Source organism: Ideonella livida (assembly GCF_010499455.1).
Taxonomy (GTDB): Bacteria; Pseudomonadota; Gammaproteobacteria; order Burkholderiales; family Burkholderiaceae_C; genus Ideonella; species Ideonella livida.
Map to the genome: position 1 here is coordinate 55,129 of NZ_JAAGOH010000004.1, position 23,887 is coordinate 79,015.

Below are 23,887 nucleotides of genomic sequence, written 5' to 3' on the forward strand. Positions count from 1 at the left end.
GCGCCCGGGGTCAGGCGGTCAGAAGGCGGTGGCGTAGCGCTGCAGCTCCCAGGCGCTCACATGGCGGGCATAGGCCAGCCACTCGGTGCGCTGGTGGCGCAGCAGTTCGGTGTGCAGCACAGGGCCCAGGGCCTGGGCCAGCACCGTATCGGCTGCCAGCGCGTCGCTGGCCTCGGCCAGGCTTTGCGGCAGCAGGGGGATGCCGCGCTCGCGTATCCGGGCCAGCGGGCAGGCGAAGAGGTCGTCGTCCACGGCGGTGGGCAACTCAAGCTGGCGATCGATGCCGTCCAGGCCGGCGGCGATCAGGCCGGCGGTGGCCAGGTAGGGGTTGGCGCTGGCATCGGGCACCCGCCACTCGAAGCGGCCGCTCAGGCTGCGCAGGGTGCAGGTGCGGTTGTTGGGGCCGTGCGCCACATAGGCCGGCGCCCAGCTGGTGCCTGAGAGCGATTCACCCACCACCAAGCGCTTGTAGCTGTTGACCGTGGGCGCGGCCAGGGCGCACAGGCCGGCGCTGTGCGCCAGCACCCCGGCCATGAACTGCCGGCCCAAGGGGGACAGCGGCGTGGGGCTGCCGGCCTCGCCGGGGCCGGGGGCGAACAGGTTGTCCCCGGCGCCATCCCACAGCGACACGTGGAAGTGCATGCCGCTGCCCGGCTGGTTGGCAAAGGGCTTGGGCATCATCGAGAACCGGCAGCCGTGCGCCTCGGCCAGGGCCTGAGCCGCCAGCTTGAAGCCCATCAGGTGGTCGGCACTGGCCAGGGCCTCGTCAAAGGAGAAGTTCACCTCGTATTGGCCGTGCGCATCCTCGTGGTCGATCTGCAGCACCTCCAGCCCCCAGCCGGCCAGCACCTGGTGCAGGGCGTGCAGAAAGCCGGCCTGGCGCGGCAGGGACTGCAGGTCGTAGCTCGGCTTGTCCAGGCGGTCGTGGTCGTCGGCCGGCACCCAGCCGTCTGCCGTCTGGCGCAGCAGGAAGAACTCCGGCTCGATGCCGGTGCGCAGCGTCCAGCCGCGGGCGGCCAGGCGGGCGGTGGCGCGCTGCAGGGTCTGGCGGGGGCAGGCGTCGAAGGGCTGCCCGTCCACCCAGCCGCTGCCCACCACCCGGGCGTAGCCGGGTTGCCAGGGCAGAGGCTGCACCCGGCTCAGGTCGGGCCGGGCGTAGAACTCCGAGCGCGGGCCGCAACGGGGCAGGCCGGTACCCACGATGGAGGGACCGGCAAAGCCTGCCCCGGTGGTGGCCAGCGCGGGCAGCTGGGTGACGGGCACGTACTTGCCCTTGGCCACGCCGCGCAGGTCGGTGAACTGCACCAGCAGGGTGTGCAGGCCCTGGTCCTGCAGCGTGCGCTGCAGGGCGGCAAGCGTCTCGGCGGTGTGCATGGGCGCGCGCGCTCAGTCGAGCCGGATCCAGGTGGTCTTGAGCTCGGTGTACTTGTCAAACGCGTGCAGGGACTTGTCGCGTCCGTTGCCGCTCTGCTTGTAGCCACCAAAAGGCACGGTGATGTCGTCCTCGTCGTACTGGTTGACGTGCACCGTGCCGGCCCGCAGCGCCCGCGCCACGCGGTGGGCGCGGTTGAGCTGGTCACTCCAGACGCTGGCCTGCAGGCCGTAGCTGGAGTCGTTGGCCAAGGCGATGGCCTGGGCCTCGGTCTCGAAGGCGATGACGGCGGTGACCGGGCCGAAGATCTCTTCGCGGGTGATGCGCATCTGCGGCGTGGCGGCTGCGAAGACGGTGGGCTCCACATAGAAGCCACCGGTCTCGGTGCGGGCCTGGCGGCCGCCGGTCAGGCAGCGCGCGCCTTCGCTCAGGCCCGATTCGATGTAGCCCATGACGGTGCGCAACTGGGTCTCGTCGACCAGGGCCCCCAGCTCGGTGGCCGGGTGCAGGGGGTCACCCGGCGCGTACTTGGGCGCCTCGGCGGCCAGCAGGGCGGTGAACTCTTCGGCCACGCTGGCCTGCACCAGGACCCGCGAGGGGGCGTTGCAGCTCTCGCCCTGGTTGAAGAACATGCTGCCGGCCAGGGTGCGGGCGGCGCGCGGCAGGTCGGCGTAGTCCTCGAACACCACGAAGGCGGACTTGCCGCCCAGCTCGTTGTACACACGCTTTAAGTTGCTGCGGCCGGCGTAGTCCAGCATGCGCCGGCCCACGCGGGTGGAGCCGGTGAAGCCGATGGCATCGACCTGCAGATGCAGGGCCAGGGCTTCGCCAGCCTCGTGGCCAAAGCCCGGCACCACGTTGAACACGCCCGGCGGAATGCCAGCCTCCACCGCCAGCTCGGCCAGTCGGCAGGCGGTCAGCGGGCTCTTCTCGCTGGGCTTCAAGACCACCGAGTTGCCGGCGGCCAGGGCCGGCCCCAGCTTCCAGGCGGCCATGATCATGGGGTAGTTCCAGGGCACGATGGCACCGATGACGCCCATGGGCTCGCGGGTGATCAGGGCCAGGGCGGTGTCGGGCGTGGGCGCGATCTCGTCATAGACCTTGTCCACCGCCTCGGCATACCAGGCGATGCAGCGGGCCGCCGCCGGCACGTCCACCGACAGGCTGTACTGGATGGGCTTGCCCATGTCCAGCGTCTCCAGCAGCGCCAGCTCCTCCTTGGCGGCCAGGATCTTGTCGGCAAAGCGCTGCAGGATCTTCTTGCGCACGGCCGGGGCCTTGCCGGCCCAGCGGCGGTCGTCAAAGGCGGCCCGTGCGGCCATCACAGCGGCATCCACATCCGCCGCCTGGCCGCGCGCGACCTGGGTGAGGAAGCGGCTGTCGATGGGCGAGTGCTTGGCAAAGGTCTGGCCGTCGACGGCGGCCACGCGCTGGCCGTTGATGACGGCGCGGCCGTCCAGCCGCAGGCCAGCGGCACGTTCATGCCAGGCGGTGGAGGGGGTGCTCATGTCGTGTCTCCTCAGGCGGTGGCGCCAGGGCCTTGTGGGCCCGCGGGCGTCGGGTTCAGGCGAAAAAAAGCCGCTCCACGAGCGGCTCGGGCGGTGCCGGGGCGCAGGGCGGAGGGGGCGCCGCGGCCGGCCCTCCTCAGGATCAGAAGGCCACCAGCAGCGAGGTGGCGAACTGGGTGTTGGTCTTCTTGAAGGTGCCGGTCTTGACGTCTTCGAACACCGCCAGGCTGGCGCCATCCATGCGCACCTCGGCCTTGAAGGTGGTGCTGGTGTTGACCAGGTACTTGGTGCCCAGGGTCACGGCCCAGCGGTTGGCGCCCTTCTGGGCGTCGCCGGCGGCGTCCGGGCCCAGGCCGTTGTAGCCGTCGGCGTAGTTGTAGGTGAACAGGCCGCCACCGTGCTTGTCGTTGCGGATGTAGTCGGCACGGGCCAGCAACTGCAGGCGCGGGTCCAGGCTGTAGCCCACCATGCCGGAGATGCCGGCCCATTCGGCGTCCTGGAAGCTGCCGTCGGCGGCCAGACTGATGGCGGCCTCCTTTTGCTTGCCCCAGCTCACCTGGCCGCCCAGGGTCAGGTCGCCGCGGGTGTACCAGCCGTCCAGCTCCATCATCACCACGTTGCTGGTGGTCTGCAGGCCGGTCTCGCCGGTGGTGGCGTCGTCATAGAAGCGCGGCGCCTTGCCGATCAGGCTGGCAAAGCCCCAGCCGCTGAACTCGCCCTTGGCGTAGTCGGCGCGGAAGGCCCAGGCCGGTGCCTTCTCGCCATTGGCGCGGATGGTGGCGTTGACGTTGGCCAGCGCCGTGCGGATCCACCACTTGCCTTCCTTGATGTCCATGCCGGCACCGGTGTAAGTGGTGGGCAGGGTGAAGTCAAACAGCAGGTTGTGGCTGGTGAAGGGGTTGAGGGTGGGCTGCTGGTACTCGTAGCCCGACCAGTCGGGCAGCTGGCCGGCGATCAGGCGGGTCTGGCTGTCGGACATCGGCACGGAGACACTGGCCTCCTGCACGATGTTGCCGCCGTCGACGACAGTGCCCGCGGAGCGGTTGGGCGCCAGGGTCAACTTCCAGATCGTGCCGGACTCGGTTTCCTTGGTCAGGTCCAGCACGGCGGCGCCCATGTACGAGGTGTCGTAGCTGTAGGCGCCCGCCGGGCCGCTGGCCGGGTTGTTCAGGAACTGGAAGCCGGCACGGTTCTGGCGCTGATTCCAGACAAACACGGGCTCGATGTAGCCGGAGATCTTCAGGCCGGCAAAACCCTTGTCGGTGAAGGTGTCCTGCATCGCCTCGGTCTTGGCGGCGATGCGGTTGAACTCGGCCTGCTGCTCGGGCGTCATGCCCACCTTCTTCTCCAGCTCGGCCAGGCGGGTGCGCAGCGCCTTGATCTCAGCGTTGACGTCGGGCATGCCTTGGGCGGCCGCGGGGAAGGCGGCCACCAGGGCCAGGGCCAGCACGGTGGGTTGCAGGAGTTTCATGGGGAGGTCCTTCCGGGGTTCAGAGGAGAGACGGGCGGGGTCAGGAGGCGTGCTGGGCGGCGGCCAGCTCCTGCTGGCGGCGGCGCTCGGCGCGGGCGATGAAGTAGCTGGCGGCCACCACGCCCAGGGCCACGATCACGACGATCAGGGTGGCCACGGCGTTGACGCTGGGGTTCAGCCCCAGGCGGGCACGGGAGAAGATCACCAGCGGCATGGTGGTGGAGCCGGGGCCGGACAGGAAGGCCGAGAGCACCACGTCGTCCAGCGACAGGGTGAAGGTGAGCAACCAGGCCGACATGAGCGACTGGGCGATCATGGGCAGCGTCACCAGGAAGAAGACCTGGTGGGGCTGGGCCCCCAGGTCCATGGCGGCTTCCTCCAGTTGCGGGTTCAGGTCACGCAGCCGGGCCTGCACCACCACGGTGGCGTAGGCCATGCCCAGCAGCAGGTGGCCCAGCCAGATGGTGAACATGCCGCGCTCGGGGAATCCCAGCACCCGCTGCACCGACACCAGCATCAGCAGCAGCGACAGGCCGACCACGACCTCCGGCATCACCAGCGGCGCGTTGACCATGCCCGAGAAGGCGGTGCGACCGAAGAAGCGCCGGTACTTGACCAGGCTGAAGGCGGCGAAGGTGCCCAGCACCACCGAGCCACAGGCGGTAAAGAAAGCGATCTGCAGCGACAGCCACAGGCCGTTGAGCAGTTCCTGGTCATGGGCCAGCTGCACGTACCACTTGAGGGTGAAGCCGCGCCAGAGGTTGGCCACCGTGGAGTCGTTGAACGAGAAGACGATCAGCGCCAGGATGGGCAGGTACAGGAACACGAAGCCGGCGATCAGCCAGCCGCGGCCGAAACCACGGTTGAAGGCGGCAGAGGTGCGCAGCATCAGCGGGTCTCCTGCGATTCGGCCTGGTATTTGCTGAACACGGCCAGCGGCACGATGATCAGCAGCACCATGACCACGGCCAGGCTGGAGGCCATGGGCCAGTCGTTGTTGGAGAAGAACTCGTCCCACACCACGCGGCCGATCATCATGGTCTCGGGGCCACCCAGCAGCTCGGGGATGACGAATTCGCCCACGCAGGGGATGAACACCAGCATGGCCCCGGCGATGATGCCGGCCTTGGACAGGGGCACCGTGATCTTCCAGAAGGCGGTCCAGGGCGTGGCGCCCAGGTCGGCGGCGGCCTCCAGCAGGCGCAGGTCCATCTTGGCCAGGTTGGAGTACAGCGGCAGCACCATGAAGGGCAGGTAGGTGTAGGTCATGCCCAGCACCAGCGAGAAGGGCGTGTTCATGAACTTGCCCGGCGCCGGAATCAGCCCACCGGCGGCCAGCAGGCCGTCTAGGCCGGTGCTGATGAGGAAGTCAGCCACCCAGCCGTTCTCGCTGAGCAGGCCCTTCCAGGCGTAGACGCGCAGAAGGAAGGAAGTCCAGAACGGCAGCATCACGAGCATGAGCAGCAGCGGCTGCACCGTGCTGCGCGCCCGCGCCATGAAATAGGCGAAGGGGTAGCCGATGGCCAGGCAGAGCAGGGTGGTGATGCCGGCGTACTTGATGCTGGCGAAGTAGGCCCGGTAATAAATGTCGTCTTCGGTGATGAAGACGTAGTTGCCCAGCTTGAGGCTGAGCTGCAGCACCCCATCCACATAGGTGATCAGGTCCTTGAAGACCACCGTCTCCATCTCGGAGACGCTGATCTTGGCCAGGATCAAGAAGGGGAAGAGGAAGAACACCAGCAGCCAGGCATAGGGCACGCTGATGACGAGTGAGCGGCCTCGCAGCCACGCGGGCCGGCGGTCGAGCAGGCGTTGGACGGCGGTCTTCATCGACACGTCCTCACTGGGTCAGCACCACGTGCGACGAGCGGGACCAGTGGGCCCAGACCTTGTCGCCCCAGGTGAGCTCGTCGTCGCGGTGGCGCACGGTGTTGGCCTGGCTGACCTTGAGCATGTGCCCGCTGGCCAGCTGGATGCGATAGACCGTGAAGCTGCCGAAGTAGCTCATCTCCTTGATCTCACCCTGCACCGCGTTGAAGGCGTCGGCCGGTGCGTGCCGGGAGACGTGGATCTTCTCGGGACGCAGCGCCACGGTCACGGGCATGCCCAAGGTGCCGGTGATGCCGTGGCCGACAAAGTGCTTGCAGTCCGCGCACTCGATGACCACGTGGTCGGCCTCGTCCTCCACCAGGGTGCCCTCCATCAGGTTGACGTTGCCGATGAAGTCGGCCACGAAGCGGGTCTGCGGCGTTTCGTAGATCTCGCTGGGCGTGCCCACCTGCAGGAAACGGCCCTCGCTCATGATGGCGATGCGGCTGGCCATGGTCATGGCCTCTTCCTGGTCGTGGGTCACCATCACGCAGGTCACGCCGACCTGCTCGATGATGTTGACCAGCTCGATCTGAGTCTGCTCGCGCAGCTTCTTGTCCAGCGCGCCCAGCGGCTCGTCCAGCAGCAGCAGCTGCGGCTGCTTGGCCAGGCTGCGCGCCAGGGCCACCCGCTGCTGCTGGCCGCCGGAGAGCTGGTGCGGCTTACGCTTGGCGAACTTGCTCAGCTGCACCAGCTTGAGCATGGCTTCCACGCGCTCGGCCACCTGGTCTTTGGGCAGGCCGTCGCGCCGCAGCCCGAAGGCGATGTTGTCCCACACCGAGAGGTGGGGAAACAGCGCGTAGGACTGGAACATCATGTTCAGCGGGCGCTCGTAGGGCGCCAGCCCGGCCAGGTCCTGGCCGTTGAGCACGATGCGGCCCGAGGTGGGCGTCTCGAAGCCGGCCAGCATGCGCAGCAAGGTGGTCTTGCCGCAGCCCGACGAGCCCAGCAGGGCGAAGATCTCCCCCTTGGCGATGTCGAGGCTGACGTTCTGGACGGCGCGGTAGCCGCCGAAGTCCTTCACCACGTTCTGGATCTGCAGAAAGGTGGCGTCCTGGCCGGTCGGTTTCGTGGGCGTGGAAGTCATGATGCTGTCGTCAACCCCGGCTCACAGACCCGTCTTGAAGGAGGTGTAGGTGCGGGTCATGAGGCGGCGCAGGTCGTTGTTGAGCGCGTCCGGCGGGACCATCTTCTTCATGTCGTCCTCGCTCAGGAAGACCGTGGGGTTGGAGGCCACTTCCTTCTTGACGAACTTCAGTGAATCCTTGTTGGGGTTGGCGTAGAAGACCTTGTTGGTCAGGCCCGCATGCACCTCCGGGCGCATGATGTAGTTGATGAACTTGTGGGCGTTGCTGGGGTGGGGGGCATCGGCCGGGATCACCATGACGTCGAAGAACAGCAGGCCGCCGGTCTTGGGGATGAGGGCCTGGATGTTCTGGCCGGTCTTGCCGTCCAGCGCACGTTGACGGGCGATGTTGATGTCACCCGACCAGCCCAGGGCCACGCAGACCTGGCCGTTGGCCATGTCGTTGATGTAGCCCGAGGAGCTGAACAGGGTGATGTGCGGGCGTACCGACTTCAGCAGCTGGCCGGCGGCGGCGTAATCCGAGGCGGTCTTGCTGAAGGAGGGCTTGCCCAGGTAGTGCAGCGCCGCGGGGATGACTTCAGAGGCGGAGTCCAGGAAGGACACGCCGCAGGACTTCAGCTTGGAGATGTACTCGGGTTTGAAGACCAGGTCCCAGGCGTTCTCCGGCATGGGGGTGCTGCCCAGGGCGGCCTTGACCTTGTCAACGTTGATGCCCACGGTGGTGTAGCCCCACAGCCAGTCCACCATGTACTCGTTGCCCGGGTCCAGCTTGGCCAGCTGGGCCTGGATGGCCGGGTCCATGTGGCGCAGGTTGGGCAGCTGGGCCTTGTCCAGCTTGCGCAGCAGGCCGCCTTCGGCCTGCAGCTTGGCCCAGTGCGAGGACGGGATGACCACGTCGTAGCCGGTCTTGCCGGCCACCAGCTTGGCGTGGACGATCTCGTTGTTGTCAAAGTTGTCGTAGCGCACCCGGATGCCGGTCTCGCGCTCGAAGTTGCGCAGGGTGTCCTCGGCGATGTAGTCCGACCAGTTGTAGACGTTGAGGACCTTCTCCTCTTCCTGCGCGTGCGCCGCGCCGGCGGCCAGCAGGGCCGCGGCGGCGAGGGACAGGACCGAACGCACCAGCTTGAACTTCATGATGATCGAACCTCCGGTAGGGGGCTAAGGGGGGGGCTTGGGTGGGACGACGGAAATGGGGGGACGGCATCAGCGGATGGGCCAGTGCCGGCGACAGGCCGCAAGTCTAGGGCCAGCGAGGACCCTCGGCGCCACGGCGCGGCCTGCTGACAACGCCCGGCACCCTCCGCCGGCCGGTTGGGGCCGGGCGGTCTGCAGTCTCAGAGCCAGCCCTTGCTGCGGGCGTCGGCCAGGGTGAGGTCGAGGCAGCGGCGGATCAGCGCCATCATCTCGTCCACCTGGGCCCGGGTCATCACCAGCGGCGGGGCGATGATCATGCGGTTGCCCACGGCGCGCATGATCAGGCCGTTGCCGAAGCAGTGGCCCCGGCACACCATCCCGATCTCCAGCTCGGCCGGGAAGGGGGTCAGGGTGGCCGGATCCTTGACCAGCAGCAGGGCGCCCATGAGACCGCAGGTTTCAGCATCTCCCACCAGCGGATGGTCCTTGAGCGTCGCAAACTGCTGAGCAAGATACGGGCCCACGTCGTCCCGCACATGCTCGACCAGCCGCAGTTTCTGGATCAGGCGGATGTTGGCCACCGCCACCGCGGCGGCCACCGGATGGCCCGAGTAGGTGAAGCCGTGCTCGAATTCGCCGCCCTGCTCGATGAGTACCTTGGCCACGCGCTCGCTCACCATCACGCCCCCCAGCGGGATGTAGCCGGAGGTCACGCCCTTGGCGAAGGTCATCAGGTCGGGGCGGCTGCCTTGGGTCTCGCAGCCGAACCAGGCGCCCGTGCGGCCAAAGCCGCAGATCACCTCGTCGGAGACCAGCAAGATGCCGTACTTGTCGCAGATGCGCTGGATCTCCGGCCAGTAGGTGGCCGGCGGGATGATCACGCCACCGGCGCCCTGAACCGGCTCGCCGATGAAGGCGGCCACCTTCTCCGGGCCCACCTCCAGGATCTTGGCCTCCAGCCAGCCGGCGGCCACTTTGCCGAACGTGTCTTTGTCCATGCCCTGGCCGTGCTCGACCCAGTAGGGCTGGGGGATGTGGGTGATGCCCGGAATGGGCAGGCCGCCCTGCGCATGCATGTAGCGCATGCCACCCAGCGAGGCGCCGGCCATGGTGGAGCCGTGGTAGGCGTTCTCGCGGCTGATGATCACCTGGCGCTCGGGCTGGCCCAGGCTGGCCCAGTAGTGGCGCACCATGCGTACCACGGTGTCGTTGCCTTCGGAGCCCGAGCCGGCGAAGAACACATGCTGGAACTGCGGGGGCGACACCTCGGCCAGCAGCTCGGCCAGCTCGATGGCCGGTGGCGTGGCGGTCTGGAAGAAGGCGTTGTAGAAGGGCAGTTGCTGGAGCTGCCGGGTGGCCGCCTCGACCAGGCTGGGCTGGCCGTAGCCGACGTTGACGCACCACAGGCCGCTCATGGCGTCGAGGATCTTGTGACCCTCGCTGTCCCAGAGGTAGATGTTTTCGGCCTTGGTGATGATGCGCGAACCCTTGGCAGCCAGGGCCTTGCTGTCGGTGAACGGGTGCAGGAAGTGCGCGGCGTCGGCCTGTTGCCATTCCCGGGTGCTGCGCTGCGCCTTCTGGGCAAGGGCCGGGGCCTGGATGACGATGGGGTCTTGCATGGGATCTCCTTGAATTCGGGGTCAGCGGCCGGCAGGCCGCGTGGGGGCGTCACACATGCAGCAGCAGGTGCTCGCGCTCCCAAGGCGAGATCACTTTCATGAACTCGGCGTACTCGATTTCCTTGACCTCGGTGTAGACGGTCACGAAGGCTTCGCCCAGCACCTGGGCCAGGTCCTTCTCGCGGCGCAGCAGCTCCAGGGCCTCGCCCAGGCTGCGGGGCAGCTGGTAGTCACCCAGGTAGGCGTCGCCCTTGCATTCCGGGCTGGGCTGGATGCGGTTCTTGATGCCCAGGTAGCCGCAGGCCAGGGTGGCGGCCAGTGCCACATAGGGGTTGGCGTCGGCGCCGATGACCCGGTTCTCGATGCGGCGCGCCTGGGGCGGCGCCACCGGGCTGCGGATGCCCACGGTGCGGTTGTCCACGCCCCACTGGATGTTGATGGGCGCTGCGGTGAAGCGCGCCAGCCGGCGGTAGCTGTTGACGTAGGGCGCGAACAGGGCCATGGCCGCCGGGATGTACTTCTGCAGGCCGCCGATGTACCAGAAGAACTCCTGGCTGGGGGTGCCGTCCTCGTTGCTGAAGAGATTGCGGCCGGTGGCCTTGTGGACGATGCTCTGGTGGATGTGCATGGCGCTGCCCGGCTCGCCGGCGATGGGCTTGGCCATGAAGGTGGCGTACATGTCGTGGCGCATGGCCGCCTCGCGCACCGTGCGCTTGAAGAAGAAGACCTCATCGGCCAGGCCCAGCGGATGGGCGTGGAAGAAGTTGATCTCCATCTGGCCGGCACCGATCTCGTGGATCAGGGTGTCGACGTTGAGCTCCATCTTGTCGCAGTAGTCGTAGACGTCCTCGAACAGGGGGTCGAACTCGTTGACCGCGTCGATGGAGTAGGCCTGCCGGGAGGTCTCGGCCCGACCGCTGCGGCCGATGGGCGGCTTGAGCGGCATGTCCGGGTCGGTGTTGCGGGCCACGAGGTAGAACTCGAGTTCGGGGGCGACCACCGGCTCCCAGCCCTCTGCGGCGAACAGGTCGCAGACCCGCCGCAACACTGAGCGCGGGGCGAAAGGCACCAGCTGGCCATTGCGGTCGTAGCAGTCATGCACCACCTGGGCCGTGGGGTCGGTCGCCCAGGGCACGATGCGCACCGTGGTGGGATCCGGCCGCAGGTGCATGTCGTGGTCGGTGGGGCTGATGACGTCGTAGTACGGCCCTTCCTCGGGGAACTCGCCGGTCACGCCCATGGCCACGACAGCCTCGGGCAGCCGCATGCCGCGGTCCTCGGTGAATTTCTGTCGCGGCAGGATCTTGCCGCGGGCCACGCCGGTGAGGTCGGGCACCAGGCACTCGATCTCGGTGACACGGTTCTGGTTGAGCCAGCCTTCCAGCTCGGCGAAGGTCATGGGTTCTCTGTTGGCCATGAGGGCACCTTGGGGGTTCTCAGCGTCACGCGCAGTGTGGACGCCCGGTGGGGCGCGGGGCCGGGCCGCGCGGGCCCCGGCGAATCCAGGGAAAAGGGGTCTCGGGGAGCCTGCCGGCCCTCAGCACGGCTCAGGCCCACGGTGGCGGTCGCGCCACTGCTGGCAGGCACGGCCAAACGCGTCGAGCATGGCGCGGGACACCGGGTTGTCAGCAGCTTGCCACTCGGGATGCCACTGAAGACAGAGGCTGAACCCGGGGGAAGCGGCCACTGAAAATGCCTCGATCAGCCCGTCCGGCGCCCGGGCTTCCACCCGCAGGCCTTCGGCCAGGCGATGGACCGCCTGGCCATGCACCGAGTTGACGACGAACCGGGGCTGTCCGGGCAGCAGGCCGGCCAGCAGGCCCCCGGGCACGACTTCCACCGCGTGGGCGGGGCCGTAGGCGACCACGGCCGGCGCGCCCTCAGGGGCGCGGTGGTCGTCATGCCCGGGCACCTCCTGTACCGCCTGGTGCAGGGAGCCACCCAGGGCCACATTGGTTTCCTGGGTGCCGCGGCAGATGGCAAAGAGCGGCATGCCCCGCGCCACCACGGCGCGGATCAGCGGCAGGGTCCAGGCATCGCGCGCCGGGTCCAGCGGCAAGGCCGGGTTGTGCACCGCCTCGCCAAAGTGACTGGGGTGCACATTGGACGGTGAGCCGGTGAGCAGGACGCCATCAGCCAGGTCCAGCAGGGCATTGATCTCTGCGGGCTCGGCCGCGGGTACCACCAGCGGGGTGCAACCGGCCAGGCGGACCGCGTCCACATACTTCTTGCCCGCGATGTGGAAGGGGTGCTCGCCCAGCATGCGGTTGCAGGCGGGCACCAGGACGATGGGGCGGGAAGCGGGAGCGTTCATGCGGTCGTCTCGTGTCGGGGCCGTCTCAGGCCAGCAGGTCGCGCAGCCGGTACCAGGCCATGCCCAGTACCAGGGCAGGGGTGCGCAGCAACCGTCCTCCGGGGAAGGGCCGGTGCCGCAGGCGTGCGAAGACGTCGAAGCGGCCGGCATCTCCCGTCATGGCCTCGGCCACCAGCTTGCCCGCCAGGCCGGTGAGGGCCAGGCCATGCCCGGAGAAGCCCTGCAGGTAGTACAGGTCTGGCGCCAGCCGCCCGAAGTCCGGCGCGCGGTTCATCGTGATGTCCACGAAACCGCCCCAGGCATGGGTGATGCGGGCGTGGGACAGGGCGGGCAAGGTGCCGACCATGCGCTGGCGCATGGACTCGGCCAGGCGGGGCGGGGTGAGGGTGCTGTAGCTGACCCGGCCACCATAGAGCATGCGGTGGTCCGCGGTGAAGCGGAAATAGTCGAGCACGAAGTTGTTGTCGCACACCGCAGAGCGGCTCGGGATAAGCCGCCGGACCAGTGCCGGATCCAAGGGTTCGGAGCAGACGATGTAGGTGCCCACCGGCATGATGCGCGCCTCCAGCGCCGGGGCCACTCCCTGCAGGTAGACGTTGCCGGCCAGCAGCACCTGCCCGGCCCGCACCACGCCCTGCGGTGTCTGCAGGCGGTGGCCACCGCCCGGCAGGGCCTGCAGGGCGGTCACGGGGCTGTCCTCATGCAAGCGTGCACCGGCCTGTTGGGCGGCGCGGGCCAGGCCCAGGGCATATTTCAAGGGGTGCAGATGCCCGGACTCGGGGTCATGCAGGCCGCTGTGGTAGCGCGGGCTGTCGATCCAGCTGCGCAGGTCCGCGGGACCGATCAGGGTGTAGCGAGCACCGTAGAGGCGGTCCATGCGCTCGGCCCACGCCGCCAGCTCTGCACTCTTGCCGGGCTTGGTTGCCACACCCAGGTAGCCGGCCTGCCAGTCACAGTCGATGGCATGGGTGGTCAGGCGTTGGCGCAGCAGCGTCAGGGCCTCCAGGCTCATGCCCCAAACCTGACGCGCGGCCTCCATGCCCAGCTGGTCTTCGATGGTGGTCTGGTCGCAGGCCAGGCCGTGGATGGCCTGGCCGCCATTGCGCCCGCTGGCCCCCCAGCCGACCTGGCGGGCCTCCAGGACCACGACCGAGCGTCCGGCCTGGGCCAGTTCCAGCGCGGCGCTCAGGCCGGCCAGACCACCGCCCACGATCGCGACGTCGGCGGTGGTCTCGCCGGCCTGCGGCGCATGATGATGGGTGCGCGGGGCCGTCGCGGCGTAGTAGGAATCGCGTGCGAGGTTCTGATCGGTGCTCAGCAGACGCATAGGCAAGGCCACAAGGGCCGGTGGGAGGGTAGGGGACGCCACCGGCCCAGCAAGCCCCGGACCACGGGTGGCGGACCGTCGGGACAGGCGGGCACAGCGGCCGGGTGTTTGGCCCGGCGCCGCGTCGGCAGCGTCATCTTGTGAGCCAGTCTAGCCAAGGCGGCGCGCAATGTGCTTGCGCCCTGGGCACAGGCTTTCCCCTGCCGGTGCAATTCCGTGCTGTCAGATGAGGGTCTGTTCGCAGAAAATGCCAAACATGAGCCTTCCGCCGCAATTCGATGCGATCGACCGCCTGATCCTGGAGGAGCTGCAGGTCGATGGCAAGCTGTCCAATGTGGAACTGGCCCAGCGCATCCACCTCTCTCCCTCGGCCTGCCTGCGTCGGGTCAAGCAGCTGGAGGACAGCGGCTACATCGACCGCTACGTGGCCCTGCTCAACCCCAAGAAGGTGGGTCAGCCCGGCACCAGCTTCACCATCATCAACCTGGAGAGCATGAGCAACCAGGTGCTGGAGGCCTTCGAGCAGGCCGTGCGCGCCACGCCGCAGATCCTGGACTGCTACTACGTGGCCGGCGCCAACGACTACCTGATCCGCTTCTCCTACCGCGATGCGGAGGACCTGGAGCGCTTCCACACTGAAGTGCTGATGCGCCTGCCCGGCGTGGAGCGCTCCAACTCCATCCTGGTGCTCAGGACGGTCAAGAAGACCACCGCGCTGCCGGTCTGAGCGCCGGCGCCAGCGGTCGGCCCCGACACCGGGCTTCAGACCGCCATCACCAATTGCGTGCGGCGGGCGTCCGCTTCAGCGTCGGCCTGGGCCAGGCGGCGCCGCGCCTCGGGGTAGATCAGGCTCTCCTCCAGGGCGATGTGCTCCTGGTAGAGCTCGGTGAACACCTGGATGCCATGTCGCAGCGCATCCAGGTCGTACCAGCTGTAGCCCCGGGCCAGGGCATCCATCTGCGGGCCCAGCTCGATCCAGTCCTCCTCCAGCCAGCCATGGTCCTGCTGCAGGCGCTGGACATGGGCCACCAGGGTGGCGTCGGTACTCTCCAACAGGCTGGGGAATACATGCAGGTCTTCCTGGGCATGGTGGGCGCGTGCCTCCTGCTCGAAGAACTGGGCAATCTGCCGTGCCTTCGCCTGGACGGGGGGCGTCACGCCTTCCTCGGCCAGGGTGTCCACCAGGGTGGCCAGTTCGGCCAGTACCCGCATGACCTGGCGGTGGGTCTGTTCCAGGGCCTCCAGGGGCGGCAAGTCGGGCACGGCGGGACGGGCGGGGCGGTTCTTGGCGGTTGACATTGCAGGCTCCTGGTGGGTGAGGGATGGCCGATTGTTGAAAGCCGACCCGGCGTGGCCTTGCGCGGCGTCAAGCCGGCGATGGGTGCTGGCCGGACTCCCCGGTGTGGCGCACGCACCGCACTGGCGTGGGGCGCGGCTGTGGGGGCCACGCCACGGCCGCACCAGGCTGGGACGCGCCGCAAAGGCACTGGCCCAAGGAACGAGGCCTGTTGCAGCCGCTGAAATCGAACTCTCACATCATGAAAAAATTCTGTGTTGCAGCGCAGCAGAATTTTTCATCGTGGAAAAACGAATTTCACATTGCGATATCAATGATGCAAGTCATTGTTTTTGTTGGATTGAAGAGTTGTGTCTTATATAAGACATAAGTGTTGTGATGCGAGGCGACGGGAGTAAGCTTTGGTCCATACCAAGCCGAGTTTTGACCGACTCACCTCTCACCCGTTAGGAGAACCTGATGTCCCAACTGACCCGCGAACAACAGATTGCCGCCCTTGAGAAGGACTGGGCTGAGAACCCCCGCTGGAAGGGCGTCAAGCGCGGCTACACCGCTGCCGACGTCGTCCGCCTGCGTGGCTCCCTGCAGCCCGAGTACACCCTGGCCCAGCGCGGTGCCAAGGTGCTGTGGGACAAGGTCAACGGTGGCGCCAAGAAGGGCTACGTGAACGCCTTCGGCGCCATCACCGCCGGTCAAGCCATGCAGCAGGCCAAGGCTGGCCTGGAAGCCGTGTACCTGTCGGGCTGGCAAGTCGCCGCCGACGGCAACACCTCCGAGACCATGTACCCCGACCAGTCGCTGTATGCGTACGACTCGGTGCCGACCATGGTCCGGCGCATCAACAACACCTTCAAGCGCGCTGACGAGATTCAGTGGAGCCGCGGCATCAACCCGGGCGACGAAGGCTTCATCGACTACTTCCTGCCCATCGTGGCTGATGCGGAAGCCGGTTTCGGTGGCGTGCTGAACGCCTTCGAACTGATGAAGAACATGATCGCCGCCGGTGCCGCCGGGGTGCACTTCGAAGACCAGTTGGCCGCCGCCAAGAAGTGCGGCCACATGGGTGGCAAGGTGCTGGTGCCGACCCGCGAAGCCGTGGAGAAGCTGATCTCCGCCCGCTTCGCCGCCGACGTGATGGGCGTGCCCACCCTGATCCTGGCCCGTACCGACGCCGAAGCCGCCAACCTGATCACCTCGGACTACGACGCCAACGACAAGCCCTTCCTGACCGGTGAACGCACCCAGGAAGGCTTCTACCGCGTCAAGAACGGTCTGGAGCAGTCCATCAGCCGCGGCGTGGCCTACGCGCCCTACGCCGATCTGGTGTGGTGCGAGACGGGCGTGCCGGACATCGGCTTCGCCCGCGAATTCGCCCAAGCCGTGCTGGCCGCCTGCCCGGGCAAGCTGCTGAGCTACAACTGCTCGCCGTCGTTCAACTGGAAGAAGAACCTGAACGACAGCCAGATCGCCTCCTTCCAGGAAGAGCTGAGCGCACTGGGCTACAAGTACCAGTTCATCACCCTGGCCGGCATCCACGTCAACTGGTACAACACCTTCAAGTTCGCCCACGCCTACGCCCGCGGCGAAGGCATGAAGCACTACGTGGAAATGGTGCAGGAGCCGGAATTCGCCGCCCGCGAACAAGGCTATACCTTCGTGTCCCACCAGCAGGAGGTCGGCACCGGCTACTTCGACGAAGTGACCACCGTGATCCAAGGCGGTTCCTCTTCGGTGAAGGCCCTGACCGGCTCGACCGAAGAAGAGCAGTTCCACTGATCCGCCACTGCCGGAACCCAGAAGCCAGGTGGGGGCCTGGCGGGTTCCGGTGGACCTGAGGTCGGCCGGCGCATGGGATCGCCGGCCCAATCAAACAGACAAGGCCACGCGCTGTACAGCGCGTGGCCTTGTTTTTTGTGGCGTGCGGTCGTGGCGCCGCGCTCAGCGCAGGCTGCCCACGTACCGCGGCGGCGGCGGCGCTTTGGGCGAGAGCGGGTTTTTCAGACGGCTGTCGGCGAAATCGCCGGGCAGGCGGCTGTCGGGCGCATCAGCACGTCGCTCGGGCTTGGCCAGGCTGGCCGGAAAGAGGGCGTCCTGCAGGCGGTTGGCCCAATCCAGCAGTTCCACGTGCTGGGGGTCGGAAAGCGCCACGCGGATGATCTCGCGGGCGTATTCCGGGCTGCGGATCATCCACTCGACGTCCGTCACCCGCCCGATCTTGCGCCTCATCACCACATGCAGATGGGCGGCGATGGCCAGTTTCTCGCTCTCAAGCATGGTCAGCTCCTCGATTGACGGTGAACCCCATCCGGCAGCCGGCACCGTGGCCGGCTGCGGACCCCTGTCTCCTCTCACTCCACCCGCTCACCGTGCTGGCTCAGGTCCAGGCCGTCCTGTTCCTGGCGTTCGGTGACGCGCAGCCCAATCAGCATCTTGACCACCCACAGGATCAGGGCGGTCATCAGGCCGCTGTAGACCAGGGTGGCGCCGGCGGCGATGGCCTGGGTCAGCACCGAGCCTTCCACGCCGCCGATCTTGGGGTCGGCCAGCAGGCCGGTGAGCAAGGCGCCGATCAGGCCGCCCACACCGTGCACGCCGAACACATCCAGCGAGTCGTCCTTGCCCAGCCGGCGTTTGAGGCCGGTGGCGCCCCAGTAGCAGCCGGCGCCGGCCACCAGGCCGATCAGCAGCGCCGCCTTGGGACCGACAAAGCCGGAGGCCGGTGTGATGGCCACCAGGCCGGCCACCGCACCGCTGCACAGGCCCAGCAGGGTGGGCGTGCGCCGCACCAGCCACTCCACCAGCATCCAGGACAGGGCAGCCGCTGCGGCTGCGATGTGGGTGACCAGCATGGCCATGCCGGCCCGGCCATCGGCCGCCGCGGCCGAGCCGCCGTTAAAGCCGATCCAGCCGACCCACAGCAGCGCCGCGCCGATCAGGGTGTAGCCCAGGTTGGCCGGCATCAGCGCCACGCGGCCAAAGCCCTGGCGCGGCCCCACCATCCAGGCGGCCACCAAGCCGGCGATGCCCGCGTTGATGTGCACCACGGTGCCGCCAGCAAAATCCAGCGCGCCCATGCTGGCCAGCCAGCCTTCCGGCGACCAGACCCAGTGGGCCACCGGCGCATACACCAGCACCACCCACAGGGTGATGAACCAGAAGAGCGCGGAGAATCGGAACCGTTCGGCAAAGGCGCCGACGATCAGCGCCGGCGTGATGATCGCGAAAGTCAGCTGGAACATCACGAACACCGATTCCGGGATGGTGGCGGCCAGCGGATGCACCGACACCAGTCCGGCCGCCTTGTCAAAGCGCACCGTGTCCAGCCAGGCGGCGTGCAGGCTGCCGATCCAGGCGTTGCCCGGCATGAAGGCCAGGCTGTAGCCGCACACCAGCCACAGCACCGAGACCAGGCTGCAGATGGCGATCACCTGGGCCATGGTGCCCAGGATGTTCTTCTTGCGCACCATGCCCGCGTAGAACAGCGCCAGGCCCGGCAGGGTCATCAGCAGCACCAAGGCCGAGGCCGCAATCATCCACGCCGTGTCGCCGGCGCTGAGCTGGGCCACGGGCACGTTGGACGGAAACGGGGAGGGCGCTGTGGCCGGTGCGTTCAGGGGCGCTGCACTGGCGGCTGGGGATGCCGGCGGACTCACCTGCGCCTCTGGCGCCACCACCGCCGTGCTGGCGGCTGTCGACGCTGGCGCGGCGGGTTCGGAGGCGGCCTGGGACAGCGCAGGCAAGGGGGCCGACACCAGCATGAACAGCGAGGCGGCTGCAATGACAGAACGCAAAATCATTGGAATTGCCCATGAAACTTTTTCACGGGAAGTCCAATGCAAAAGGCGGACCATCGCTTTTCCGTCCGGAAAGGCGGTTTTCCGCCCCCCGCTGGTGCGACGTGGGGCGTCTTTCCGCCTGTCGGGCGGGGGCGACCTCTCAGTCTGACCAGAGGCGCATGGAATGCACCATCATGGTGCGATAGTCCTCAGACGTGGCCAAGCGCGGGTTGGTGGCATGGCAATGGTCTTTCAAGGCGCCAGCAATGACCGGGTCGACATCCTCCGGGGTGACCCCCAAGGCCGCCAGGCCGTTGGGCAGGCCCAGGCGGCGGGTCAGGTCGGCCACCGCCTGGGCCACCGCCTGCGCCGCAGCGTCCGGGCCGTCGACCGCCGGCAGCCCCATGGCAGCGGCCATACGCTCCAGGCGGCGTTGTTCCCGCACCGCGGCGGCACCGGCATTGAAGCGCACCACGGCCGGCAGGAACATGGCGTTGAGTGTGCCGTGGTGCAGCCTGGGCAGCCGTCCGCCCAGGCTGTGGCTGAGCGAGTGCACACAACCCAAGCCTTTCTGGAAAGCCATCGCGCCTTGCATGCTGGCGCTCATCATCTGCAGGCGGGCCTCGCGGTCTTGGCCGTTGCGCGTGGCGCGCTCCAAGTGTTGCCAGCCCCGGGCCAGGCCGTCCAGCGCAATGCCATCGGCCGGCGGATTGAACGCCACCGACATGAAGGTCTCCATGCAGTGGGCCAGCGCGTCCATGCCGGTGGCCGCCGTCAGCCCGGACGGCAGGCCCAGGGTGAGCAGGGGATCCAGCAGCGCGGCCTTGGGCAGCAGGTGCCAATGGTGGAAGCCGAGTTTGCGGCCGTCATCGACGATGAGGATGGCGCCGCGGGCCACCTCGCTGCCGGTGCCGGCGGTGGTGGGCAGGGCGATCAGCGGGGCCACCCGGTCGGTGATGCGCGCGCTGCCCCCTTCGATGGTGGCGTAGTGCGCCAGCGGACCGGGGTGGGTGGCCGCCAGGGCAACGCCTTTGGCCAGGTCGATGCTGGAGCCGCCGCCCACCGCCACCAAACCGTCGCAGCCGGCGCGCTGGTAGAGCGCCACCGCCTGCCGCACCGCCGCTTCGGTGGGGTTGGCCGGTGTGGCATCGAAGATGTCCAGTCGTTCGAGGCCTCCGGACCACGCCGCCAGGGCCTGGGCCAGCACGCCGGCCGCCCGCACGCCGGCGTCGGTGACGATCAAGGGGCGGCGTATGCCCACACGTTCGCATTCGGCCGGCAGGCATTGCGCGGCGCCTTCGCCGATCTCGATCTGGGTAAGGTAGAACAGTCGGGCCATGGGTGCGGATGCAAACCGGGGGAGGAAGTCAGGCGCCCGACGCCGAAACACACGGCGCGTGGCCTGGGCTGGAGCCAGTATCCTCAGGTCCTGCCGCCCACACACCCCGAGCAAACCTTGAGCACCCAGTTGTTGACGCCCCAGATGCGGGGCGTGCTTGACCGCATCGCCCGCGCCCGTCGCCCGGCCTTTCACACCCTGCCGGTCGCGCAGGCCCGTGCCGCCTACACCGCCGCCGCCGAGATCCTGGACCTGCCGCGGGCCCCACTGCCGACCGTGCAGACCCTGGCGCTGGCCCTGCCCCACGGGCAGACCCGGCCGGCACGTCTGTACCGCCCGCGTGCCGAAGGGGAGCTGCCGGTCCTGCTGTACCTGCACGGCGGGGGCTTTGTCATCGGCAACCTCGAAACGCACGACAGCCTGTGCCGGCAATTGGCGCAACGCAGCGGCGCCGCCGTGCTGGCCCTGGACTATCGGCTGGCGCCGGAGCACCGTTTTCCCGCCGCGGTGGAGGACGCCTGGGCGGCCCTGCGCTGGCTCCAGGAGGGCGGCGCTGAGACGCTGGACCTGGACCCTCAGCGGATGGCGGTGGGCGGCGACAGTGCCGGGGGCACACTGGCGGCGGCCAGCGCGCTGTGGTGCCGTGACCAGGGCCTTCCCCTGGCGCTGCAGCTGCTGATCACCCCCGGCACCATCGCCCATGCCGACACCCCCTCACACCACCTGTTCGCCCATGGCTTCTTGCTGGACCGGGAGTCCATCTCCTGGTTCTTTGACCAGTACATCGACCGCTCGGCGCGGGCGGACTGGCGGTTTGCGCCGGCACTGGCGGATGTCGACGGGGTGGCGCCGGCCTGTGTGGTGCTGGCCGAGTGCGATCCCCTGGTGGACGAGGGTCTGGCCTATGCCGACCAGCTGCGGGCGGCCGGCGTGCCGGTGAGTCTGGAGCTCTACCGCGGCGTGACCCATGATTTCATCAAGATGGGCCGCGCGCTGCGGGAGGCGTCCACGGCGATGGACGCCATTGCACAGCAACTGCGGGAGGCGCTGTGTCCCTGAACCCGCTGCCCACCCCGCAGGACTATGCCCACCGCGAAGCCCTGCGCGTGCGCTGGGCAGAGGTCGACGCCCAGCACATCGTCTTCAATGGCCACTACCTGATGTACGCCGACACCGCCGTGGGCGGATGGTGGCGCGCGATGGCCGTGCCCTATGCACAAGCCATGGAGGCGTTGCAGGGCGATCTGTTTGTGCGGCACAGCCAGCTGGACTACCACCAGGCGGCAGAGCTGGATGACCTGTTGGAATTGGGCGTGCGATGTCTGCGGCTGGGGCGCAGCGCGATGACGGTGGAAGTCGGCATCTTCCGCGACGGCGTGCTGCTGGTGCGGGTGGAGCTGGTCTATGTGTTTGCCCATGCCACCGAGCGCCGGCCGCTGCCACTGCCGGGGGCGCTCAGGGCCCTGCTGGAAGGGCCCTCCACGGCACCCCCGTGGGTGGCCTGCCCGCAGACCTGGGAGCAGGTGGCTGCGCCGGTGCGTGCCCTGCGGCGGGCGGCCTTTGTGCAGGAGCAGGGGCTGCCGCAGGCCTTGGAGGAAGATTCGCTGGACCCCTCGGCCTACCATGTGGTGCTGCGCAACCGCCTGGACCAGGTGGTGGCCGCCGGTCGTCTCTGCCCGGGCGAGGCTTCGGGTCTGGGCGTGCTGGCCCGGCTGGTGGTGGTGCGTCCCCTGCGGCGCACCGGGCTGGGTGCGGCCTTGCTGACGGCCCTGTTGCAGCAGGCGCGGCAACTGGGCCTGTCCCGTGTGGAGTTGGTGGCCAGCCCGGCCGCCGCGCCGCTTTACGCCCGTCAGGGTTTCAGGCACGCAGGTCCGGTGTTTGATGCCTTGGGCCGGCCGCATCAGCCCATGGTGCTAGAGCTGGTTCCGGCGGGGCTCACGGCGGCGGCTTCAGGGCAAAGCTGAACCGGCCTTGGCCTGCAGCCTGGCCCTGCGCATCGAAGCGGACTTCGTCCACCTCGGCCTGCCAGGTGCCGGGAGCGCCCCACACGATGACCACCGTGGAACAGCGGGTGCCGTAGCGGGCTCGCCCGGGGTCTTCAATGAAGATGCTGGAGAGCTGTCGCTCCCGCTCCAGGCCCATGCCCGTGTCGGGCAGGTCGGCATCGGCCGCCCGCTCGCGCCGGGCCAGGGCCGCAAGCAGCGCCTGCCGCAGTGCGGCCGTCGAGCCTGCTGCGGCCGCTTCACCGTGCCCACTCACCGCCGACCGCAACGCCTGCGTCAGGGCGACCGTCTTGGGCCAGGGCGTGTCAAGCGCGGCATTGCTCAAGCCGTGCAGGCCCGACTCGCCGCTTTGCGCCAGCGCCTGCCAAGCCGGGGGCTGGTTGCTGCCCCAGAAACCGCGACCGGCCTGCACGTCCAGCCCCAGCAAGTTGAAGCCGGCATAGCGCTGCGGCCTCAGGTCGCGCCAGAAGTCGATCATCCGGCCCGAATGGGCCAGCCATGCCGGCACCAGATCGCCACGTGAGGGGCCATCGTGCGCGGCGGGCAGGCCCTGGCGCACATTGGTCAGCAGGCCCAGACGCCCGCATCCGTCCACGCCCAGCCAGGTGCCGCCGGCCAGCAGGTCGAGGCCGGACAGGACAGGTTGTCCGCCGGCCGGATCCTCCCGCCAATCCATGGGCAGGCTGGGGCGGTCATGGAACTCGTCGCGGTTGGCCGCCAGCACCAGGGCCAGGCCCGGCCGCGGCTGTAGCGCCCAAGCGGTCAGGCACATGCCTAGGGGTCAGGCCTCTTCGGCGGGCAAGGCGTAGGGCAGGGCCTGCCGCACCAGTGCCGGCCCGTCGGCCTGACCCGCGCGCAGGTCGCCATCGTCCTCGGCGGCTGCGCGCTTGAGCTCCACCAGCGCCAGCGCGCCCAGGCCTGGCCAGCTGGCGGCCAGGACCACGGTGCCGGCCGGCTGGCCGGGGTCGGCGGCGTGGAAGACCTCCTGCCCGGCACCCATGGGGGCCTCAGACTGCAGCAAATAGGCGCGGCGCTTGAGCGTGCCGCGGTACTGGCTGCGGGCCACCACCTCCTGGCCGGGGTAGCAGCCCTTCTTGAAGCTGACGCCACCGACCAGCTCCAGATTGATCATCTGCGGCACGAAGGCTTCCACCGTGGACTGGTTCACGCGGGCCACACCGCTGGCCACTTCCAACCAACGCCACAGATCCTCCTCCAGTGCCGGGGCATCGGGCGCCACGCTCCCAGCCGGCGCGATACGCAAGGCGCGGGCCTGGCCGGCCACATCCGGCAGGCGCACCAGGGTAACATCGTCCTGCGTCCCCCATTGCCAGGCGGCGCCGGGCAACGCGGGCGACAAGCCCTCGGGCGCGCCGACCTGGCCCCACACCGTCCAGTGGCCGGAGGCATCGCTGAGCCGGCACTTGGCGCGCAGCACGAACATGGACAGGCGCTTGAGTGTGGTCGGCAGCAGATCGGCGCTGCAGGCCAGCAGGAAGACGTCCGGTGCCGGCCGCCAGACCACAAAAGTGGCCAGCAGTCGGCCCTTGGCCGAGCAGTAGCCTGCCAGGCGGGCCTCGCCCTCTCGCAGGCTCTGCACGTCCTGTGTCAGCTGGCCTTGCAGGAAAGTGGCAGCGTCCTCGCCTTCGGCACGGATCAGGCCCCAGTCGGCCAGACGCGCCACGCCGGGGCGCACTTCGGGGAAGGAGGGGGTCTTGAACATGCGGACGATTATCATCGCGCCCCATGGCTGAGCTGGGTACGGGGTCTC

At 68.5% G+C, this 23,887-nt stretch carries 21 protein-coding genes; 4 read left to right on the forward strand and 17 right to left on the reverse strand.

What is annotated here, in order from left to right; genetic code table 11:
* Positions 1-18: 18 nt before the first annotated feature.
* The 11 genes from glnT to G3A44_RS04795 all read right to left on the reverse strand — a co-directional run bounded on the left by glnT (position 19) and on the right by G3A44_RS04795 (position 13,701).
* Positions 19-1,374 carry a type III glutamate--ammonia ligase gene (glnT, locus tag G3A44_RS04745; RefSeq protein WP_163456367.1) on the reverse strand — a complete coding sequence of 452 codons (1,356 nt, stop codon included), beginning with the start codon at positions 1,372-1,374 and terminating at the stop codon, positions 19-21.
* A gap of 12 nt (positions 1,375-1,386) precedes the next feature.
* Positions 1,387-2,880 (reverse strand): aldehyde dehydrogenase, encoded by a 1,494-nt coding sequence (locus tag G3A44_RS04750; RefSeq protein WP_163456368.1) that lies wholly within the window; start codon positions 2,878-2,880, stop codon positions 1,387-1,389.
* A 142-nt stretch (positions 2,881-3,022) separates the two neighbouring features.
* Positions 3,023-4,351, reverse strand: a complete 1,329-nt coding sequence (locus G3A44_RS04755; RefSeq protein WP_163456369.1) for a DUF3138 family protein — start codon at positions 4,349-4,351, stop codon at positions 3,023-3,025.
* 40 nt (positions 4,352-4,391) lie between these two features.
* Positions 4,392-5,240 (reverse strand): ABC transporter permease, encoded by an 849-nt coding sequence (locus G3A44_RS04760; RefSeq protein WP_163456370.1) that lies wholly within the window; start codon positions 5,238-5,240, stop codon positions 4,392-4,394.
* Positions 5,240-6,181 (reverse strand): ABC transporter permease subunit, encoded by a 942-nt coding sequence (locus G3A44_RS04765; RefSeq protein ID WP_163456371.1) that lies wholly within the window; start codon positions 6,179-6,181, stop codon positions 5,240-5,242. Before G3A44_RS04765 ends, G3A44_RS04760 begins: the two co-directional genes overlap by 1 nt.
* A gap of 10 nt (positions 6,182-6,191) precedes the next feature.
* Positions 6,192-7,307, reverse strand: a complete 1,116-nt coding sequence (locus tag G3A44_RS04770) for an ABC transporter ATP-binding protein (protein ID WP_163456372.1) — start codon at positions 7,305-7,307, stop codon at positions 6,192-6,194.
* Positions 7,308-7,328: 21 nt separating this feature from the next.
* Positions 7,329-8,441: a polyamine ABC transporter substrate-binding protein gene (locus tag G3A44_RS04775; RefSeq protein ID WP_163456373.1), complete on the reverse strand. Its 1,113-nt coding sequence runs from the start codon at positions 8,439-8,441 to the stop codon at positions 7,329-7,331.
* A gap of 200 nt (positions 8,442-8,641) precedes the next feature.
* The gene (locus G3A44_RS04780) at positions 8,642-10,060 is read right to left on the reverse strand and encodes an aspartate aminotransferase family protein (RefSeq protein WP_163456374.1); all 1,419 of its coding nucleotides are present in this window, start codon (positions 10,058-10,060) and stop codon (positions 8,642-8,644) included.
* 49 nt (positions 10,061-10,109) lie between these two features.
* On the reverse strand, positions 10,110-11,477 hold the full coding sequence (locus G3A44_RS04785) for a glutamine synthetase family protein (RefSeq protein ID WP_163456375.1): 1,368 nt from the start codon (positions 11,475-11,477) through the stop codon (positions 10,110-10,112).
* 120 nt (positions 11,478-11,597) lie between these two features.
* Entirely contained in the window at positions 11,598-12,374 is a 777-nt protein-coding gene (locus G3A44_RS04790) for a gamma-glutamyl-gamma-aminobutyrate hydrolase family protein (RefSeq protein WP_163456376.1), read from the reverse strand.
* A 25-nt stretch (positions 12,375-12,399) separates the two neighbouring features.
* Positions 12,400-13,701 (reverse strand): NAD(P)/FAD-dependent oxidoreductase, encoded by a 1,302-nt coding sequence (locus tag G3A44_RS04795; protein WP_163456377.1) that lies wholly within the window; start codon positions 13,699-13,701, stop codon positions 12,400-12,402.
* Between the two features lie 247 nt (positions 13,702-13,948).
* Here G3A44_RS04795 and G3A44_RS04800 point away from each other — a divergent pair, with 247 nt between their 5' ends.
* Entirely contained in the window at positions 13,949-14,428 is a 480-nt protein-coding gene (locus tag G3A44_RS04800; protein ID WP_163456378.1) for an Lrp/AsnC family transcriptional regulator, read from the forward strand.
* A gap of 35 nt (positions 14,429-14,463) precedes the next feature.
* On the opposite strand, the gene G3A44_RS04805 is transcribed toward G3A44_RS04800, so the two are convergent.
* Positions 14,464-15,000, reverse strand: coding sequence for a hemerythrin domain-containing protein (locus G3A44_RS04805; protein ID WP_163456379.1), 537 nt, complete (start codon positions 14,998-15,000; stop codon positions 14,464-14,466).
* Between the two features lie 457 nt (positions 15,001-15,457).
* Between G3A44_RS04805 and aceA the strand changes: the two genes are divergently transcribed.
* Positions 15,458-16,774, forward strand: a complete 1,317-nt coding sequence (gene aceA / locus G3A44_RS04810; RefSeq protein ID WP_163456380.1) for an isocitrate lyase — start codon at positions 15,458-15,460, stop codon at positions 16,772-16,774.
* Between the two features lie 162 nt (positions 16,775-16,936).
* On the opposite strand, the gene G3A44_RS04815 is transcribed toward aceA, so the two are convergent.
* The 3 genes from G3A44_RS04815 to gbd form a co-directional block, all read right to left on the reverse strand.
* Positions 16,937-17,272 (reverse strand): hypothetical protein, encoded by a 336-nt coding sequence (locus G3A44_RS04815; protein ID WP_163456381.1) that lies wholly within the window; start codon positions 17,270-17,272, stop codon positions 16,937-16,939.
* A 74-nt stretch (positions 17,273-17,346) separates the two neighbouring features.
* On the reverse strand, positions 17,347-18,795 hold the full coding sequence (locus tag G3A44_RS04820; RefSeq protein ID WP_375138626.1) for an ammonium transporter: 1,449 nt from the start codon (positions 18,793-18,795) through the stop codon (positions 17,347-17,349).
* Positions 18,796-18,934: 139 nt separating this feature from the next.
* Positions 18,935-20,113 (reverse strand): 4-hydroxybutyrate dehydrogenase, encoded by a 1,179-nt coding sequence (gene gbd / locus G3A44_RS04825; protein ID WP_163456382.1) that lies wholly within the window; start codon positions 20,111-20,113, stop codon positions 18,935-18,937.
* A gap of 144 nt (positions 20,114-20,257) precedes the next feature.
* Between gbd and G3A44_RS04830 the strand changes: the two genes are divergently transcribed.
* The gene (locus G3A44_RS04830) at positions 20,258-21,172 is read left to right on the forward strand and encodes an alpha/beta hydrolase (protein WP_163456520.1); all 915 of its coding nucleotides are present in this window, start codon (positions 20,258-20,260) and stop codon (positions 21,170-21,172) included.
* Positions 21,163-22,077 carry a GNAT family N-acetyltransferase gene (locus G3A44_RS04835; protein ID WP_163456383.1) on the forward strand — a complete coding sequence of 305 codons (915 nt, stop codon included), beginning with the start codon at positions 21,163-21,165 and terminating at the stop codon, positions 22,075-22,077. The genes G3A44_RS04830 and G3A44_RS04835 overlap by 10 nt, the downstream gene beginning before the upstream one ends.
* Here the strand turns inward: G3A44_RS04835 and G3A44_RS04840 are convergent.
* Complete coding sequence (locus tag G3A44_RS04840; protein WP_163456384.1) at positions 22,049-22,888, reverse strand: NRDE family protein; 840 nt, start codon at positions 22,886-22,888, stop codon at positions 22,049-22,051. The genes G3A44_RS04835 and G3A44_RS04840 overlap by 29 nt on opposite strands.
* 9 nt (positions 22,889-22,897) lie before the next feature.
* Positions 22,898-23,839 carry a CAF17-like 4Fe-4S cluster assembly/insertion protein YgfZ gene (ygfZ, locus tag G3A44_RS04845; protein ID WP_163456385.1) on the reverse strand — a complete coding sequence of 314 codons (942 nt, stop codon included), beginning with the start codon at positions 23,837-23,839 and terminating at the stop codon, positions 22,898-22,900.
* Positions 23,840-23,887: the final 48 nt, after the last annotated feature.

Coding starts and splice junctions, on each gene's coding strand:
- G3A44_RS04770 (WP_163456372.1), bottom strand. CDS start 7,307: ATGACTTCCACGCCCACGAAACCGACCGGCCAGGACGCCACCTTTCTG.
- gbd (WP_163456382.1), bottom strand. CDS start 20,113: ATGGCCCGACTGTTCTACCTTACCCAGATCGAGATCGGCGAAGGCGCC.
- ygfZ (WP_163456385.1), bottom strand. CDS start 23,839: ATGTTCAAGACCCCCTCCTTCCCCGAAGTGCGCCCCGGCGTGGCGCGT.
- G3A44_RS04750 (WP_163456368.1), bottom strand. CDS start 2,880: ATGAGCACCCCCTCCACCGCCTGGCATGAACGTGCCGCTGGCCTGCGG.
- glnT (WP_163456367.1), bottom strand. CDS start 1,374: ATGCACACCGCCGAGACGCTTGCCGCCCTGCAGCGCACGCTGCAGGAC.
- G3A44_RS04760 (WP_163456370.1), bottom strand. CDS start 5,240: ATGCTGCGCACCTCTGCCGCCTTCAACCGTGGTTTCGGCCGCGGCTGG.
- G3A44_RS04780 (WP_163456374.1), bottom strand. CDS start 10,060: ATGCAAGACCCCATCGTCATCCAGGCCCCGGCCCTTGCCCAGAAGGCG.
- G3A44_RS04775 (WP_163456373.1), bottom strand. CDS start 8,441: ATGAAGTTCAAGCTGGTGCGTTCGGTCCTGTCCCTCGCCGCCGCGGCC.
- G3A44_RS04820 (WP_375138626.1), bottom strand. CDS start 18,795: ATGATTTTGCGTTCTGTCATTGCAGCCGCCTCGCTGTTCATGCTGGTG.
- G3A44_RS04805 (WP_163456379.1), bottom strand. CDS start 15,000: ATGTCAACCGCCAAGAACCGCCCCGCCCGTCCCGCCGTGCCCGACTTG.
- G3A44_RS04815 (WP_163456381.1), bottom strand. CDS start 17,272: ATGCTTGAGAGCGAGAAACTGGCCATCGCCGCCCATCTGCATGTGGTG.
- G3A44_RS04790 (WP_163456376.1), bottom strand. CDS start 12,374: ATGAACGCTCCCGCTTCCCGCCCCATCGTCCTGGTGCCCGCCTGCAAC.
- G3A44_RS04785 (WP_163456375.1), bottom strand. CDS start 11,477: ATGGCCAACAGAGAACCCATGACCTTCGCCGAGCTGGAAGGCTGGCTC.
- G3A44_RS04840 (WP_163456384.1), bottom strand. CDS start 22,888: ATGTGCCTGACCGCTTGGGCGCTACAGCCGCGGCCGGGCCTGGCCCTG.
- G3A44_RS04795 (WP_163456377.1), bottom strand. CDS start 13,701: ATGCGTCTGCTGAGCACCGATCAGAACCTCGCACGCGATTCCTACTAC.
- aceA (WP_163456380.1), top strand. CDS start 15,458: ATGTCCCAACTGACCCGCGAACAACAGATTGCCGCCCTTGAGAAGGAC.
- G3A44_RS04755 (WP_163456369.1), bottom strand. CDS start 4,351: ATGAAACTCCTGCAACCCACCGTGCTGGCCCTGGCCCTGGTGGCCGCC.
- G3A44_RS04800 (WP_163456378.1), top strand. CDS start 13,949: ATGCCAAACATGAGCCTTCCGCCGCAATTCGATGCGATCGACCGCCTG.
- G3A44_RS04830 (WP_163456520.1), top strand. CDS start 20,258: ATGCGGGGCGTGCTTGACCGCATCGCCCGCGCCCGTCGCCCGGCCTTT.
- G3A44_RS04765 (WP_163456371.1), bottom strand. CDS start 6,181: ATGAAGACCGCCGTCCAACGCCTGCTCGACCGCCGGCCCGCGTGGCTG.